Source organism: Streptomyces sp. NPDC048258 (assembly GCF_043201995.1).
In the GTDB taxonomy this organism is placed as follows: Bacteria; Actinomycetota; Actinomycetes; order Streptomycetales; family Streptomycetaceae; genus Streptomyces.
In genome coordinates this window covers 152,615-167,888 of the sequence record NZ_JBICZH010000004.1, presented here as the reverse complement: position 1 = coordinate 167,888, position 15,274 = coordinate 152,615, and the positions used below count along the sequence as shown (strand labels likewise).

Annotated in this window: 12 protein-coding genes; 4 read left to right on the top strand and 8 right to left on the bottom strand. The window is 73.2% G+C overall.

The genetic code is table 11. The features are described from left to right. The first annotated feature begins 83 nt into the window (after positions 1–83). Both ACGFYQ_RS11385 and ACGFYQ_RS11380 read left to right on the top strand, forming a co-directional pair. Positions 84–893 carry a class I SAM-dependent methyltransferase gene (locus tag ACGFYQ_RS11385; protein WP_393742429.1) on the top strand — a complete coding sequence of 270 codons (810 nt, stop codon included), beginning with the start codon at positions 84–86 and terminating at the stop codon, positions 891–893. 14 nt (positions 894–907) lie between these two features. Then, a complete protein-coding gene (locus ACGFYQ_RS11380) occupies positions 908–1,693 on the top strand; it encodes a hypothetical protein (protein WP_393742427.1) in 786 nt (261 codons plus the stop codon). Here the strand turns inward: ACGFYQ_RS11380 and ACGFYQ_RS11375 are convergent, their stop codons facing one another. The 5 genes from ACGFYQ_RS11375 to ACGFYQ_RS11355 are packed head-to-tail and all read right to left on the bottom strand — an operon-like array spanning position 1,694 to position 8,845. Beyond that, positions 1,694–3,043 (bottom strand): lysine N(6)-hydroxylase/L-ornithine N(5)-oxygenase family protein, encoded by a 1,350-nt coding sequence (locus tag ACGFYQ_RS11375; RefSeq protein WP_393742425.1) that lies wholly within the window; start codon positions 3,041–3,043, stop codon positions 1,694–1,696. Next, a complete protein-coding gene (locus ACGFYQ_RS11370; RefSeq protein ID WP_393742423.1) occupies positions 3,040–3,651 on the bottom strand; it encodes a GNAT family N-acetyltransferase in 612 nt (203 codons plus the stop codon). Before ACGFYQ_RS11370 ends, ACGFYQ_RS11375 begins: the two co-directional genes overlap by 4 nt. After that, positions 3,648–5,468 (bottom strand): IucA/IucC family protein, encoded by a 1,821-nt coding sequence (locus ACGFYQ_RS11365; RefSeq protein ID WP_393742421.1) that lies wholly within the window; start codon positions 5,466–5,468, stop codon positions 3,648–3,650. Before ACGFYQ_RS11365 ends, ACGFYQ_RS11370 begins: the two co-directional genes overlap by 4 nt. Beyond that, positions 5,465–7,021, bottom strand: coding sequence for a pyridoxal phosphate-dependent decarboxylase family protein (locus tag ACGFYQ_RS11360; RefSeq protein WP_393742419.1), 1,557 nt, complete (start codon positions 7,019–7,021; stop codon positions 5,465–5,467). Before ACGFYQ_RS11360 ends, ACGFYQ_RS11365 begins: the two co-directional genes overlap by 4 nt. 12 nt (positions 7,022–7,033) lie before the next feature. Then, positions 7,034–8,845 carry an IucA/IucC family protein gene (locus ACGFYQ_RS11355; protein ID WP_393742417.1) on the bottom strand — a complete coding sequence of 604 codons (1,812 nt, stop codon included), beginning with the start codon at positions 8,843–8,845 and terminating at the stop codon, positions 7,034–7,036. 199 nt (positions 8,846–9,044) lie between these two features. On the opposite strand from ACGFYQ_RS11355, the gene ACGFYQ_RS11350 reads away from it, so the two are divergent. Continuing rightward, positions 9,045–10,574, top strand: a complete 1,530-nt coding sequence (locus ACGFYQ_RS11350; RefSeq protein ID WP_393742415.1) for an MFS transporter — start codon at positions 9,045–9,047, stop codon at positions 10,572–10,574. On the opposite strand, the gene ACGFYQ_RS11345 is transcribed toward ACGFYQ_RS11350, so the two are convergent. Genes ACGFYQ_RS11345 through ACGFYQ_RS11335 form a run of 3 tightly spaced genes read right to left on the bottom strand, consistent with a single transcriptional unit; the run spans position 10,562 to position 14,524 of the window. Next, positions 10,562–12,658 carry an iron ABC transporter permease gene (locus ACGFYQ_RS11345; protein WP_393742413.1) on the bottom strand — a complete coding sequence of 699 codons (2,097 nt, stop codon included), beginning with the start codon at positions 12,656–12,658 and terminating at the stop codon, positions 10,562–10,564. The two genes, ACGFYQ_RS11350 and ACGFYQ_RS11345, sit on opposite strands and share 13 nt — an antisense overlap. Next, positions 12,658–13,653 carry an ABC transporter substrate-binding protein gene (locus tag ACGFYQ_RS11340; RefSeq protein WP_393742411.1) on the bottom strand — a complete coding sequence of 332 codons (996 nt, stop codon included), beginning with the start codon at positions 13,651–13,653 and terminating at the stop codon, positions 12,658–12,660. The genes ACGFYQ_RS11345 and ACGFYQ_RS11340 overlap by 1 nt, the downstream gene beginning before the upstream one ends. A 25-nt stretch (positions 13,654–13,678) precedes the next feature. Then, positions 13,679–14,524: an ABC transporter ATP-binding protein gene (locus ACGFYQ_RS11335; protein WP_393742409.1), complete on the bottom strand. Its 846-nt coding sequence runs from the start codon at positions 14,522–14,524 to the stop codon at positions 13,679–13,681. A 377-nt stretch (positions 14,525–14,901) separates the two neighbouring features. Between ACGFYQ_RS11335 and ACGFYQ_RS11330 the strand changes: the two genes are divergently transcribed. Beyond that, a complete protein-coding gene (locus ACGFYQ_RS11330; protein ID WP_393742407.1) occupies positions 14,902–15,264 on the top strand; it encodes an SAV_915 family protein in 363 nt (120 codons plus the stop codon). Positions 15,265–15,274: the final 10 nt, after the last annotated feature.

Here is a 15,274-nt window from a genome sequence, read left to right as displayed (position 1 = left end):
GCTCCGGACGTCCGGAGCGGTGGCCGCCGCGTGCGGGCGCGTCCGATGCGGCGCCGGGGGCCCGGGTCGGGGATCGTGGGCACATGACCGAGGACCGATTCGAAGGCCGCTTCGACACCTGGGCCGCCGGGGATGCCTACGAGCGCTACATGGGCCGCTGGAGCCACCCGGTGGCCGAGCGGTTCGTGGCGTGGCTCCGCTGGGGAGCCGGTGGGCGGTGGCTGGACGCGGGCTGCGGCACCGGGGCCCTGACCAGCGCGCTGACCGCCCACGCCCGGCCCCGTACGGTGGTGGGGTTGGAGCGCTCCCCCGCCTTCGCGGCCTCGGCGCGCCGGGCCACCGGCGCACCCTGCGTGGTGGCCGACGCGCAGGCGCTGCCGTTCGCCGACGCGGTCTGCGATGCCGTCGTCAGCGGACTGGTGCTCAACTTCCTGCCCGCTCCGGAGGCGGCCGTCGCCGAGGCGGTACGGGTGGTGCGGCCCGGCGGGCTGGTCGCCGCCTACGTGTGGGACTACGCCGAGGGCATGGACCTCCTGCGGTACTTCTGGGACGCGGCCGTGGGCGTGGACGCGTCGGCCGCCCCGCTGCACGAGGGCCGCCGGTTCCCCGTGTGCCGGCCCGGGCCGCTGCGCGCGCTGTGGACTCGGGCGGGGCTGGTGGACGTGGACCTCGCCGCGATCGAAGTGGCCACCGTCTTCGCCGACTTCGCGGACCTGTGGGAGCCGTTCCTGGCCGGCCAGGGCCCGGCTCCCGGTTACGTCGCCTCCCTCGACCCGCCCGGGCGGGGCCGGCTGCGCGCGGGACTCCGCGCGTCCCTGCCGGTACGGCCGGACGGATCGGTCCCGCTCACGGCCCGCGCGTGGGCGGTACGGGGAGTGCGGCTCCCCGGGTGAAGTAACGTTCGGTCATGAGCATGCCGCCGCCCCAGCACTCCCCCGGCCCGTACGGGAGCCCGCCCCCTCCGCATCACCCGCACCAGCCGCACCAGCCGCCGTACGCCGGTCAAGGACCGTGGGGCTACCCGCCGGTGGGACCGCCGCCGCGCAAGGACCGGACCGGCATGGTGATCGGGATCGTCATCGCCGTGCTGGCGGGGCTCGGTGTCGCCGGCTTCGCGGTGAACCGGCTGTCGGAGGCCGGAGCCGTGGCGAGCGGAGCAGGCTTCCCGAAGGCGGAGTACAAGCTCACCGTGCCGAAGACCCTGCTGAACGGCGAGTACGAGCTGGCCCAGGACCTGTCGCAGACCCAGGGCAAGGAAGCGGTGAAGGGCGGTTACGACCCGAAGATCCGCAACCCGGAGCCGGCGGTCGGCCAGTACACCGCGGACAGTCCGAAGGGCATGGGCGTCCTCGTCATCTCGGGGATGTACGGCCAGTTCAAGGACCCCGCGAGTGCCCGCAGGAAGATGCTGTCCGGCGCCGCGGACGCCGAGGGCGCGTCCATGGCCGTCCCCGCCAAGGACATCACTCCGGCCGGATCGGGCATCACGCTCTCCTGCCAGGTGCTGACCACGACGGAGGACGGGGCCAGGACCACCGTGCCCATGTGCGCCTGGGCGGACGAGAACACGGGCGCCGCGGTCGGTGTCATCACCCCGGAGAGCGCGAGCCAGGCCCCCGCGTCCGTCGACCTGGCGAAGGTCGCGGAGACCACCCTCAAGGTGCGCGCGGAGGCCCGGACGCCGATCGGCTGATCAGCTCGCGCCGGACGCCGTGTCCGGCCCTGCCCGGAGCGTCCGGCGCGGGGCCTCGAACGTCGTGAACGCGCTCCGTTTCGGCAGCCGGTAGGCCTCCCGGCCCGTGACCGCGTTCAGGATCGTGGCGTTGCGCACCGCGCCGATGTCCAGGTTGGGCGAGGAGACGCCGTGGCTGTGGGTTTCGGCGTTGGCCACGAAGACGCGGCCGGTCACCCCGTCCGCGAGCTCGACGGAGTGGTCCAGGCGTACCCGGTGGCGCCCGCGTGCGTCCCGTACCAGCAGGTCCTCGATCGGTGTCAGGAACGCGGGCGGGCGGTTGCGGTAGCCGGTCGCGGCCACCACCAGGTCGGTGGTGTGTTCGAAGGCCCGGCCCGTGTCGCGGTGCCGGCAGGTCAGCACCGCCCGCCCCGCCGGATCCGTGGCGGCCGACTCGACCGTGATGCCGAAGCGCAGCTCGACCTCGGCCAGACCGTGCTCCAGCTGGCGGCGGTAGAGCAGTTCGTGGATCTCTTCGAGGGTGTCGGTGGAGATCCCCTTGTAGAACTGCCACTGCTCGCGGGTCAGCCGGTCGCGTACCTCCTCCGGCAGGGAGTGGAAGTACTGCATGTACGCCGGGGTGGTCATCTCCAGGACCATCTTGGTGTAGTCCAGCGGGGCGAACGAGGAGGTGCGCGTCAGCCAGCTCACCGCCGGTCCGCCCGCGAGGTTGCGGCCCAGCAGGTCGGCCGTGACCTCGGCCCCGGACTGGCCCGAGCCGATCACCGTGACCTTCGCGGCGGCGTCCACCTCGGACGCCCGGTACAGGTAGTCGGCGGTGTGCAGCAGCCGGGACGGGGGCAGGCCCGCCAGGGCGTCCGGTACGTACGGGGCCGTGCCGATGCCCAGGACGAGGTTGCGGGCCCGCATCCGCAGGCGCGTGCCGTCGCCGCGCACGGCGTGCACGGTGAAGGCCTCGGCGGCGGCGTCCCAGTGGACTTCCAGGACGCGGTGCGAGAAGCGCACCGCGGGAAGTCGCGCCGCCGCCCAGCGCAGGTAGTCCTCGTACTCCCGGCGGGAGGGGAAGAAGTTCTCGCGCACCGTGAAGGTGTAGAGCCGGTCCATGTCGTGGAGGTACGTGAGGAACGACAGCGGATGGCCGGGCGCGACGAGGGTGACGAGGTCGGCGAGGAAGTTCACCTGCATCGAGGCGTCGCCGAACATCATCCCGCGGTGCCAGGTGAGCTCGGGCTGCTCCTCCAGTACGACCAGGTCCAGGCCGTCCACGGTCGAGGCGAGTGCGGCGAGCCCGAGGTTGAAGGGGCCGCAGCCGACGGCCACCACGTCGTGCTCGCTGGTGGGTCCGTTCATCGGGGCATGTCCTCCTCCCGGCGCGGGTGCACGAGCAGGGCGGCGGTCTTGTCGGGGAGGACGAACTCCCCGGCGTGGCGGAACCCGGCCGCGGCGAACGCCTTGAGCGAGGGGGCGTTGTCCACGTCCGGCTCGGCCACCACCCGCGTGCACGCGGGGTCGGCGGTGAGCAGGCCCTCGGCGAGCACCCGCAGCAGGGTCCGGCCCAGGCCGCGTCCGGTGCGGCTCGCCTCGCCGATGGCGATGTGCAGGCCCAGGTCGTGGGGCAGGTGCGGGTAGTGGCCGGCGAGGCGGTCCCGTGTCACCCGGTAGACCTCGATGTACGCGAACGGCTGTCCGTCGTGGCCGATCAGGACGGGCAGGATGGCGTCGTCGGCGAGGTGTCCGGCAATCTCCTCCGCCCAGCGTTCGCGAGGCCATGCCTGGTGCCAGAAGGCGTCGATGTGCGGTGACTGCATCCAGCCGTGCACGAGGTCCAGGTCGGCTCCGTGGGCCTGCGCCACCCGTGCCGACCAGGGGCCGCCCAGGAGCGGGATCGGCGGGCCGGGGACGGTGGCGCCGGCGGCGAGCCGGTCGTCGTCCTGGTGTAACGGCTGTGCCGAGGTCATGCCGTGGCCTCCTGGAGGGGGTTGGGGGCGTCGAGGTACACGGACTGGGCGTCGAGGGGGGCGAGCACCTCGTCGATTCCGTGCAGCCGGGTGAGCAGGTTGCCCTTGCAGGGCAGGGTGGCGGCCTCCAGCCAGCGGCGGGCGAGGCGGTCGCCGTCGGGTCCGGCCGCGGCGAGGGCGGGCAGCGCGGCGCGCAGCCGGTCGGCGAGTACGGCGAGCAGCTCGCGCTCGTCCGCGAGGCCGTCGACGGCGAGGCAGCCGATGACCGACAGGGCCTGGTTGCGCAGCAGGTAGTACGACAGCCGGTCGTCGACGAGGGCGTCGTCGACCACGGCCAGGGTGGAGGAGCCGGCGCCGAGCCGCCCCAGCAGACCGGGCAGGTACGAGGCGGCCAGGTAGTAGCCCTGGTTGTCGCGGAACGTGCCGCCGGTCACCCGGCCCCGGCCGTCCAGCCTGACGAGGGTGTTCTGCTGGTGGGCCTCCAGACCGATCCCGGTGGCGGCGTACAGGTGCAGCATGGGGACCAGCACCTTGTCGGTGTAGTCGGCGGTCCACCGCTCGGCGGCCCCGGCGCCGAGGCCGGACACCAGCTCGCCCAGCCTGCTGCGGCCCAGCCCGGGGCGGGGTGCGACCAGGCCCACCAGGCAGCGCAGGTCGGCGATGTCGCGGGGCACTTCGCGTACGGCGACGTCGAGGCCGGTGACCTCGGGTCCGTCCGGGCGGCCCGGCTCGTCCACCGCGAGCCAGGCGGGGTCCCGGGTGATGGCGAATCCGGGGTGGGCGTGGAGGGTGCTGTCCGCGTACCCGGCGTCGAGGAGCCGGTTGATCTCCAGGCCGCGGCGCAGCTCCGTACGGGTGGACTCGCGGCGGGAGTTGGTCAGGCGCAGGCCGAGCGAGAGCTTGAGCATGACGTCGGCGTCCGGCCGGTACACCGTGCGCACGCTGGAGGTCGGCCACCATGCGGGGCCCAGTTCGCCGAGCGGTTCGAGCGCGCCGGAGGCGATCAGGGCGGCGGTGCGCGGGCGGTGCAGCAGGTCGCGGGCCTGCCACGGGTGTGCGGGAACGAGGACCCGGCCGTCGTCCAGGCGGCGTCCGGCGAGATCGGCGAGGAGGGCGACCGTGTCCTGTCCGGCGAGGGAGGGCGCCTTGTCCACCGCGTCGTGCGAGACCACCGACTCGTCCGCGGCGAACCAGTGCAGCCGGAAGGAGCCGCGCAGCTCGGGCGAGAAGGCGGCCGCGTCGTTGTCCGAGATGCCGTCGCGGCTCTTGGGCGCCGGGTGGTTCAAGTGGCCGAGCAGCAGGGCTTGTTCGGAGTCGAGGAAGCCGTCCACCCCGGCGGGTGGCCGCGGGTGCGCGCGCCGGTCGGAGATGAAGGAGGCGACGCGGCGTACGGACTCGGCGGTGCGCTCCACCAGGTCGGCGACCTCGCCGGCCGGGACGCCGCCGGGGCGGGTTCCGCCGCGTACGGCCGCCTCGGTGGAGAGCAGGGCGACGGCGGTGACGGGGTCGGCGCTCGCGCCGAGCGGTCCGCCGGGTCCCTCCAGGCGGACGGGGGCGAAGCGGTGCCAGCCGGTCGGCGAGCGGTGGGTGACCTCGGTGACGAGCGCCAGTCCGGAGGTGGGGAGTTCGATCCGCAGCGGGCCGGGGGTGACCGGTGTGCCGGTCTCCAGCAGCCAGCAGCGCAACAGGGCCTCGACGTGCGCGTGTTCGGCGGCGCCGCGGGCGTCGGGTCCGTGCAACGGATCGGCGGGGGCGGCCGGGGAGGGGGCGGGGGTGGGTGCGGGGGCGGGGGTGGAAGCCGCGGCGGTCGTGCTCATGCGGCGCTCTCCTCTACGAGTCGTTCACAGGTGCGGCCGGCGTCGAGGACGATGTCCACGAGGCCGTCGATGTCGTCCGCGGTGGCGGTGGGGTTGAGCAGGGTGAACTTGAGGCACACCCGCGCCGGGGAGCCCGGTCCGGCGGTGCGGACCTCGGTACGCCCGATGAGGGCGCTGCCCGTTTCCAGGAGCCGCCTGCGCAGGGCGCCGTTGAGGCGGTCGGTGGCGTCGGGGTCGGGGTCGGCGCCCCGGTAGCGGAAGACCACGGTGGTCAGTTCGGCGGGCGAGACGAGTTCCAGTTCCGGTTCGTCGAGGATGCGGCGCTCGGCGTGCCGGGCGAGACCGTGGCAGACGTCGACCATGCGGCCCATTCCGGTGCGGCCGTAGGCCAGCAGGGTGGCGGCGGCCTTCACGGCGTCGGGGCGCCGGGTGGTCTGCAGACTGCGGCCGAGCAAACCGTCGTATCCGGCTTCGGAGTCGTCGGCCGGATTGAGGTAGGCGACCTCCCGGTCGAGGGCGGTGAAGGCGGTCGGGTCGGACACGAGCAGCACACTGGTGGCGGCGGGCTGCCAGCCGATCTTGTGGAGGTCGACGGTGACGGAGTCGGCCAGTTCCAGTCCGGCCAGTCGGTCGGCCAGCCGCTCGGAGAACAGTGCGCCGAATCCGTACGCGGCGTCCACGTGCATCCAGATGCCGTGCCCCGCGGCGATCTCGGCGAGCTCCGGGAGCGGGTCGACGGAGCCGAAGTCCGTGGTGCCGGCGGTGGCGACGACCGCGAGCGGCGTCCGGCCGGGGCCGAGCCCGTCCAGGGCGGCGGCCAGCGCGGCCGGCCGCATCCGCCACCGCTCGTCGGTGGGTACGAGGTGCACGGCCCGCTCGCCCAGCCCGAGGGCGGCGCAGGCCCGTTGCACCGAGAAGTGGGCGAGTTCCGAGCAGAACACGACCGGGCCGGGCAGGGCCGCCACCCCGTCCTCCCGGGCGTCGACGCCCAGCCGCAGGGCGGCGGCGTCCCTGGCCAGCAGCAGGCCCAGCAGGTTGGACAGCGAGCCGCCGGGGGTGAGGACGCCGTCGGCACGCTCCCCCAGTCCCGCGAGGCGGGTCAGTACGCCGATGAGCCAGCGCTCGACGGCGATGGCCGACGGGCCGGAGTCGTACGTGTCCAGCGAGGCGTTGGCCGCGCTCGCCAGGGTGTCGGCGGCGACGGCGACCGCCAGCGGGGGCGGCTGCAGGTGGGCGGCGGCCCGGGGGTGTGTCAGGTCGATGCCGTGTTCGACGAGCACGGTGGCCAGCAGGCGGAGCGCGGCTTCGGCGCCGAGTCCCTCGGCGGGGAGCCGGGCCGGCCCCAGTGTCCCGGCCGCCGCCGCGAGGACGTCCGAGGGCGTGCCGGCCGGGATCGGTCCGGACGGGCGACGGGCGTTCAGCACGGCGCCGACCGCGCCGGCCAGCGCCGCGGAGACCTCGGCCAGGCCCTCACGGGACCCGGCGAGCAGGGAGGACGGGAAGGAGGGCGGGAAGGGGAACGGCGCGGGTGGTGCCTCGGTGAGCGGTATCACTCCCTGGCCTCCTCAGGCTTCTGCCAGCGGGTTGGGGTGCGTGCCGTTCGGATACAGCGCGTGGCGCAGGGCGCGGTCGCCGTAGCGGGTGACGACGATCCGGTCGCGGTTCAGCCCGTACCGGGGGATCTGCGGGGTGAGCAGGTCGTACTCGGCGAACCGGTCGGCCAGTTCGGGGAAGCGGTGCTGGAAGTCGAGGATCGTCTGGCGGGCCATGCGCCAGAAGGTCTTCTCCGGTACGCCGAGCTGTTCGGCGCAGAGCGGGGCGAGGTAACGGAAGTGGCCGACGAAGACCTGGTCCATGACGTGTTGCTTGATGATGGAGGGGTGCTTGCGGGGCAGGACGTGGTCGTGTCCGTCCGGCTCCGGTCCGCGCTCGGGCACGTCGGTGAAGGACACGCACACGTCGTCGACGAAGTCCTTCAGGTACAGGCGGGCCGGGACGTCGTTCTCGTCGTAGCCGATCAGCGTGTTCTGCCCGTGCGGGTTGAAGGTGACCCCGTACCGGTAGAGCACGTGCAGGATCGGGACGAGCAGGGTGTCGAAGAGCCGGCGCAGCCATTCCTGCGGGTCGAGGCCCGAGGCGCGGACGAGTTCGGCCACGAACGCGTCGCCGGTGTGGTCGACGTGGAGCAGCGAGGCGAAGGTGCGGACCCGCTCGTCCGGGTCCTTGCGGGCGGTGACCGAGTCCCGCCATATGCAGCCCAGGGTCTCCAGGTGCTGGTAGGGCGCGTCCTCCAGCTTGGACAGGTAGGGGTGGCGGACGGTGACGGAGGCGACCTCGCCGAGGAACACGGTCCGGCACTCGTCGGCGAGGAAGGCGTCGCGCTCCACGAGTCCGCGCAGCCACTGGGTGACGACGGGGGCGCCCATGGTGCAGTGCGGCGGGATGCCGCGCCAGACGAGGGTGTTGAGGATCTTCAGGGGGAGTTTGACGTCGTACCGGTCGGGGGTGGTGGTGTTGGCCATGGTGCGGATGGACTGGCCCGGCAGGTACGCGTCGGGGCTGTCGCCCAGCGGGATGACGCGCCGCTGCGCCACGTCGGCCGCGTGCAGGATCTGGACGGCGTGGTCCCACTGCCAGGGGTGCACGGGCATCCACACGTAGCCCTGCGGGTCGACTCCGGCCGCCTCCAGGACCGCCGTGAAGCGAGCCCGGGTGTCCTCGTCCAGCTCGCGGGCCAGGATCTCCTGTTCGGACAGCTCGGAGGTGCCGCGGAACTCGGCGAGACCGCGGTGGACGGCCAGCCACCGGAGCCTGAGCGACTGGGCCGACTCGGGGGCGTAGTTCCGTACGTCGGTGGCCGAGAAGCCGATGCGGCCCTTGTTCGCGACGAGGAGGTTGTGCCCCGTCATCCGGCACTCCAGCTCGGTGTGGCCGAGGGCGCGCAGCTGCGCCACGGTCTCGCCGCCGTGCGTGATGCGCGCGGCGTCGACCGCGAGCGTGGCGGACAGCTCGGTGAAGTAGGTGGCGATCGTCGAGGCGTCGCTGCCGAGGGTCGACGCCGCTTCGAGGAGGAACTGCTGGGCGTCCCAGGCCGGTTCGGCCACCGCGTTGCCGAGCATGCTGGTGGCGGTGCGCGTGATCGAGCCCGGGTCGACCCGCAGCCATCCGAACGCGCCGGGCGCGGCGTCGAACGCGTAGGTCGTACCGCTGTCGAGATCGACGCGGTAGCCGCCGTCTCCGGTTTCCGTCGCCTTGAGCATGTCCTCGAAGCACCACTCGCCCAGCGCCTTGGCGAGAAGCCGGCGGTTGGCCTCCCGCCAGGCCGCGGGGGCCACTTCGGAGAGGGTGGGGACGGGATGGTCGGGGGGGATGGGCATCAAACGGCTCCGTGGTCGCTGGATCGGCTCGCCTGGGGGCAGGAGCAGCCCAGGCACAGGTCAGATTAGGTAAGCCTCACCTAACCAGCAAGCTCAACTTCCGGCCATCCGTGCCGCATGACGGGATGTCAATAGATTCATTAGGTTAGGCTAACCAAACCTTCCTCTCCTTCGGGATTCTTCTTCGAGGTGATCAGCGATGCCTCCCTGCCGTCGCACTCCCCGATGGACATTCGCCCTGGTCAGCGCCGGTGGCGTGGTGATGACCCTGGACGTCACCGTCGTGAACGTCGCCCTCTCGGACATCGCCCGGGACCTTGATGCCGGTCTCGGCCGGGTGCAGTGGACGGTGTCGGCGTACTCGCTGGCCTTCGGCGCCCTGCTGCTCACCGCGGGGGCGCTCTCCGACCGTGTGGGACGGCGGACGGTGTTCGCCTCCGGGATGGCGCTGTTCACCCTCGCCTCGGCAGGATGCGGACTGGCGCCCGACGCGGGCAGCCTCATCGCCGCCCGGGCGGCCCAAGGCCTGGGCGGCGCCCTGGTGTTCGCACCGACGCTCGCTCTGCTCGCGGCCGCCTACGAAGGCGTCCGCCGCCAGCGGGCGATAGCCGCGTTCGCGGCCATCGCCTCCGCCGCGGGGGCGCTCGGGCCCGTGGTCGGCGGTCTGTTCGTGCAGACGCTCGGGTGGCGGTGGATCTTCCTCGTCAATGTCCCGATCGGGATCCTGGTCGTGGCGGGTGCGCTGGCCCGTATGCCGGAGTCCGCCGCGCCGGGGGAGACGCGCCGGCGGCTGGATCCGCTGGGCGCGGCACTCGGCGTCGGCATGCTCCTGGCCCTGCACTATCCGCTGGTCACCGGCCCGGAGGCCGGCTGGACGGCGCCGCGGGTACTCGGTTCCGCCGCACTCGGCGTCGTACTCGCCGGGGCCCTGGTCGCCAGTCAGCGCGGCGGCGACGGACTGATCGACATGGCGCTGCTGCGCATCCGTGCCTTCTCCGGGGCGGCTCTCCTGGGATTCCTCGCCCGGATGTCGAGCCTGGGCGTCCTCGCCTTCACCACGCTCTGGCTGCAGAGCGCCCACGCGTTCTCGGCACTCGAAGTCGGCCTGTACTTGCTGCCGCTGACGGGCAGTCTGCTGGTGACGGGCCTGTTCGTGGCGCGGCTGCAGAAGGCCTTCGCACCCGATCGGCTGGTCGCCGCCGGGTTCGCCCTCCAGGGGCTGGGCCTGCTCGCGCTCGCCGCCGCCGCGGGGGCGGGCGCCGGGCCGGCCGCGACGACCGGCGGCCTGGTCCTCCTCGGCGCCGGCGGGGCGGTCATCTTCCCGCCGCTGATGGGCGTGGCGGTGGGTGCGGTGCCCGCCGAGCGGGCCGGGATGGCCTCCGGGCTGACCAACGCCTGCTACCCGCTCGGCACGGCGGCCGGTGTCGCCGTCTTCGGGGCGCTGTTCTCGGCCCGCCTGGAGGCCGGGCTGGGATCCGGACCGGGGTCCGGGCCCGAAGGCCTCGTACCGCCCCGGGCGGCGGTGGAGACCGGGCGGTTCGAACTCCTCGAACCCGCCCTCCGGCCGCTCGCCCGGTCCGCTTTCTCGGGCGCCTTCACCGCCGTCTGTCTGGCCTCCGCTCTCGTCTGCCTGTTCGGCGTACTGGCGGCACGCACGCTCAGGGCCGAGGCGCGAAGCCTCGGCTCCGCCGAGCGGCGCCGCTCGTCCTCGGTCGCTCAGACCTCCTGAGTCCGGCGCAGCAGCCACACCAGGTACGGGGCACCCACCAGCGCGGTGACGATGCCCACCGGAATCTCGGTCGGCGCGAGGAGCCAGCGGCCGAGCGCGTCCGAGGAGACGACCAGGACGGCTCCGAGCACCGCGGCCATCGGCACCATCCGCGCCGTGCTGTTGCCGACGATGCGCCGGGCCAGGTGCGGGGCGACCAGTCCGACGAAGCCCACCGCGCCCACCGCCGCGGCCGTCCCGGAGGCCAGTACGGCGCCCGCGCCCAGCACGAGCAGCCGGGCCCGCCCCAGGTCCAGGCCCAGTGCGCGCGGCAGTTCGTCACCGAGGGCGAGCAGGTTCACCGGCTTCGCCGCGATCACCAGCAGCATCGCGGCCAGCGCCGGCAGCGCGAGCCAGCCGAGCGCGGTGAAGTCACGGGCGTACGTACTGCCGGCGAGCCAGCTGAGCGCGGCCGAGATGTTCATCTGCGCGCCGACCACCATGATGTTGACCAGGGCCATCGAGGTGGCGGCGGCCCCGAGCCCGACCAGGACCACCCTGGTCGGGTCCAGGCCGGCACGGCCCCCCTCCCTGCTCCCCCGGGCCACGAGGAGCACGAGGGCGAGCATCAGCACACCGCCGATTCCCGCGGCCGCGGGCAGGGCGGCCAGGGGCGCCGAGGGCACGACGAGGATGACCAGGACGGCGCCGAGGGAAGCCCCTCCGGTCACGCCGACGAGCCCTGGTTCGGCGAGGGGGTTGCGTACGACCGCCTGCACGGCAGCGCCCGCCACGGCCAGGCAGGCACCGGCCAGGGCTGCCACCAGGATGCGCGGCAGCCGGTACGACACCACCGCTTCGGTGATCTGCCCGGCGGACCCGAACAGCGCCGTGCCGAGCTGACTCCAGCCGATCTCGACGTCGCCGACCCGCAGGGAGAGCGCCATCGCGACGGCCAGCGCGACGAGCCCGCTCCCGATGGCCACGGTGTAGGCGGGGGTCCGGCGGCCGCCCGAGACCGTGACCGCGGCGCCGGTGTCGGCGTCGCCGGTGCTCACCCGGCGCGCGAGCAGCATGAAGACGGGGCCTCCGATCAGCGCGGTCACCACGCCGACCGGGATCTCCGAGGTGTAGACGGCCGACGGCGGCACGGCCAGTTGCGCGGCCGCGTCCGCCGCCAGCAGCACAGTGGCGGCCAGCACCGCCGCCATCGGGATGAGCAGGGCGTGCTTGCGGATCCCCAACTGCCGCACCATGACGGGTGCGATGAGTCCGACGAAGCCGATCGGTCCGGCCAGCGACACCGCGGAGGCGGACAGCAGGACCGCGATGAGGAAGGCGGCGGGACGGATGCGCTCCACGCGCACGCCCATCGCCTCGGCCGTCTCGTCGCCGAGCGCCAGCAGGTCCAGCGGGCGCGCCAGCAGCGGCGCCGCCAGCGCGCCCAGGCCGACGACCGCGCCGAGCGTCAGCGGCCGTTCCAGCCCGGACTGCATCAGGGTTCCGTTGCCCCAGAAGAACAGTCCGCGGGTCGCCTGGAGGTCGAGCATCTGCAGGAACTCGGCGGCCGCCGTGCCGGCGAGCGCGACGGTCGCCCCGGCGAGCAGGACCCGCCCGGGTGTGAGCACGCCCCTGCTGCTGAGCAGGTAGACGAGGGCGATGGCGAGGACGCCGCCGAGGAAGGCCGCGGCTCCGGCGGGCAGCGGGCCCAGGCTCACCCCGGTGAACGCCACCAGCACCACGGCGAAGTAGGCACCGGCGTTGACGCCCAGGGTGTCGGGAGCGGCCAGCGGATTGCGGGTCGCGCCCTGGACGAGGACTCCGGAGACACCGAGCGCGACGCCGACGACCAGGCCGGTCAGCGTGCGCGGCAACCGGCTGCCGACCAGGACGTCCCGGGTGTGGGGTTCGCCATGACCCGCGAGCAGGTCCACGATGTCGCCGATGCCCACACCGGAGGCCCCCAGACCGAGGTGGACGACGGCGACCAGGCACAGGACGAGCGCCAGGGCGCAGCCCACGAGCACGGCGCGTGGGCTGCGGCCCGGCACGCGGGCGGGCGCGAGCGGACGGGCGCGGTCGAGCGGACGGGCGGGGGAAGTCATCAGACCTTCAGAGCCTTGCCGGTCTCGTCGAGGATGTGCAGCGCCGACAGCGGGCCGCCGAAGAGCCAGGTCCCGGGGTCGAGCGGGAGGACCTTGTCGTTCTTCACGAACTCCAGCCCCTTCCACACCGCGTTGCCGGCGAGGTCGCCGGTGAACGGGTTGTCCTTCTGGCTGGCGACGTACAGGAAGGTCGCGTCCTGCTCGACCTTGGTCAGGCCCTCCACGCCGACGGTGGTCATGCCCCACGCGTCCGGCTCGCCCTTCCAGCCGTTCTTCAGCCCCGCGAGGTTCAGCACCTGGGGCGCGATGGCGTCGTCGGTGAGCATCCGGATCGAGGCGGTGCCGTTCGCCGTGAAGCCCTGCGCGACGGCGTACTTGAGGCCGCCCTTGCCCGCCTTGTCCAGCCGCCCCTTGAGGTCGGCGGCCTTGGTGTCGATCTGCCGGGTGACCTCGGCCGCCTTGTCCTCCTTGCCCAGTGCCTTGGCCAGTTCGGTGAAGTTCTTCTTCATCGTGTCGAGCTGGGGCTTGGTCGTGTACTTGAACGACACGACCGGGGCGATGCCCTGGAGGGCCTTGAGGTTCGCCTTCGAGCGGTCGTCGTCGATCACGATGAGATCCGGCTGGAGCGCCCTGATCTTCTCCAGGCTCGGCTCGTTGCGGCTGCCGACGTCGGTGACGGATTCCGCGAGGCCGGCCCCCTTCGCGGTGATCCAGGTGCCGTAGCCCTTGTTGTCGGCGTTGCCCACCGGAGTGACGCCGAGGGCGACCAGCTCCTCGGTGTACGTCCACTCCAGCGTCACGACCTTCGTCGCGGGCTTGTCCAGGGCGATCTGGCCCTGAGCCGTCTCGACGGTGATCTTGCCGATCGCCGGCTTGTCCCCGGCGGGCTTGCCGCCCGCCGCGTCACCGGCGGTACCGGAACCGCAGCCGACGGCCGACAGCATGAGCGCCGCGGCCGTACCGCTCGTCGCGAGGGCGCGCAGGATCCTCTGCATGTGGAACTCTCCTTGGTGTGCGGGTTCAGGACGTGGCGGCGGGCTCGACGCCCGTGTCCGCGCCGGCGTCAGCGCCGGCGTCGGAGCGCTGCGGGAAGCAGGCGAGGTATCCGGTCCGCGGATCGCGGACGACGGTGACCCGCAGGCCGAAGGCGTGGTGGATGACGTCGGGGGTCAGCACGTCGTCCGGTGCCCCGGACGCGGCGACCGCGCCGTCCGCGACGACGACCACCTCGTCCGCGTAGGCCGCCGCCTGCATCAGGTCGTGCAGCACCACCCCGCAGGCGATGCCGTGTTCCCGGGCCAGCCGGCGCACCACGTCGAGCACTTCGAACTGGTGGCGCATGTCGAGGTAGGTGGTGGGCTCGTCCAGCAGCAGGACCCCCGCCCGCTGCGCCAGCACCATGGCCAGCCAGGCCCGTTGGCGCTCACCGCCCGACAACTCGTCGAGACGGCGGTCCATGAGGGGGGCGGCGTCGGTGACGTCGAGCGCCCACTCGATCGATTCGGTGTCCTCGCCGGTGTGCCGGGCGAGCGCGCCGCGATGGGCGTACCGGCCGTGGCGTACGAGCTCACGTACCGTCACCCCGGCCGGAGCGTGCGAGGTCTGCGGGAGGAACGCCAGGCGCTGGGACAGCGCGCGGCGGGCCAGCCGGCGCAGCGGCACGTCGTCGATGCGCACTTCGCCGCCGAGCGGCGGCAGGAGACCGGCCACCGTGCGCAACAGGGTGGACTTGCCACAGCCGTTGGGGCCGACCAGCACGGTGATCGCGCCGGCCCGCAGCGACAGGTTCACCTGTTTCAGAACCGGGCGACCCGCGTGCCCGACGTCCAGATCGTCCGCCACCAGACGGACGTCACCTAAGGACACCACTTGCCTCCCCCATTTGCCGAACTAACCGCGTCACCATACAACTTAGGTAAGGCACACCTAAAAGGAATGGTCCCGGCTCGGGTGCCTTGTGATCAGGTCGATATCTCGCGCACCACCACGCGCCCCCCTCGTCGCACTCACTCCCCCTTGCGGAGATCCGACCTGATCAGCCGTCATATTTCGGGGCCCTGCGGCGGCGCACCGGCACCGGCGGGCGTCAGCGATCCGTCAGGACTCGGCCACTCGCCGTATGGGTCGCGTTACGGGGTGGCCACAGCCGCGCGGATACGGGGATAGCTTCGACGGTGCGTCCCGGACCGCCTCTCCGCGCACGGGACACCGACCGCCACTCGTGGTTCCTCAGGGAGGGCCCCATGTGTTTGTTCCTGTACGACGACGACCCCGAGCCTGAAGAACGGACCCCGGCCGGGCCTCTGTACGTGCCCGCCCGGCCGGGAGACGCGCACCTGGTGGTGCGGCTGTTCCGCACCCCGCTGGGAACGCGAACCGCCGTCGGCTTCACCAGCCCGGACCGGCTGGCCGCCGCGCTCGGCGCGGCCCAGCCCTGGATCCGGCTCTCCGAAGCCGCGCTCCGGGCGATGGCCGAACCGCTCGGAGTGAACCTGCTGACCGTCGACCCGACCCTCACCGCTCCCCCGGTCACCCCGGCGGCGATCACCGCGCCGCTCGGGACGCCGGTCCCGCCGGCACCCGAGACCACGGCCCGGACCGCCTGAAGGGGATCAC

Excerpts from the sequence above, each read along its gene's own strand:
- ACGFYQ_RS11350 (WP_393742415.1), top strand. The coding sequence starts at position 9,045 with ATGCCTCCCTGCCGTCGCACTCCCCGATGGACATTCGCCCTGGTCAGC.
- ACGFYQ_RS11340 (WP_393742411.1), bottom strand. The coding sequence starts at position 13,653 with ATGCAGAGGATCCTGCGCGCCCTCGCGACGAGCGGTACGGCCGCGGCG.
- ACGFYQ_RS11365 (WP_393742421.1), bottom strand. The coding sequence starts at position 5,468 with ATGAGCACGACCGCCGCGGCTTCCACCCCCGCCCCCGCACCCACCCCC.
- ACGFYQ_RS11370 (WP_393742423.1), bottom strand. The coding sequence starts at position 3,651 with ATGACCTCGGCACAGCCGTTACACCAGGACGACGACCGGCTCGCCGCC.
- ACGFYQ_RS11345 (WP_393742413.1), bottom strand. The coding sequence starts at position 12,658 with ATGACTTCCCCCGCCCGTCCGCTCGACCGCGCCCGTCCGCTCGCGCCC.
- ACGFYQ_RS11385 (WP_393742429.1), top strand. The coding sequence starts at position 84 with ATGACCGAGGACCGATTCGAAGGCCGCTTCGACACCTGGGCCGCCGGG.
- ACGFYQ_RS11330 (WP_393742407.1), top strand. The coding sequence starts at position 14,902 with ATGTGTTTGTTCCTGTACGACGACGACCCCGAGCCTGAAGAACGGACC.
- ACGFYQ_RS11375 (WP_393742425.1), bottom strand. The coding sequence starts at position 3,043 with ATGAACGGACCCACCAGCGAGCACGACGTGGTGGCCGTCGGCTGCGGC.
- ACGFYQ_RS11380 (WP_393742427.1), top strand. The coding sequence starts at position 908 with ATGAGCATGCCGCCGCCCCAGCACTCCCCCGGCCCGTACGGGAGCCCG.
- ACGFYQ_RS11355 (WP_393742417.1), bottom strand. The coding sequence starts at position 8,845 with ATGCCCATCCCCCCCGACCATCCCGTCCCCACCCTCTCCGAAGTGGCC.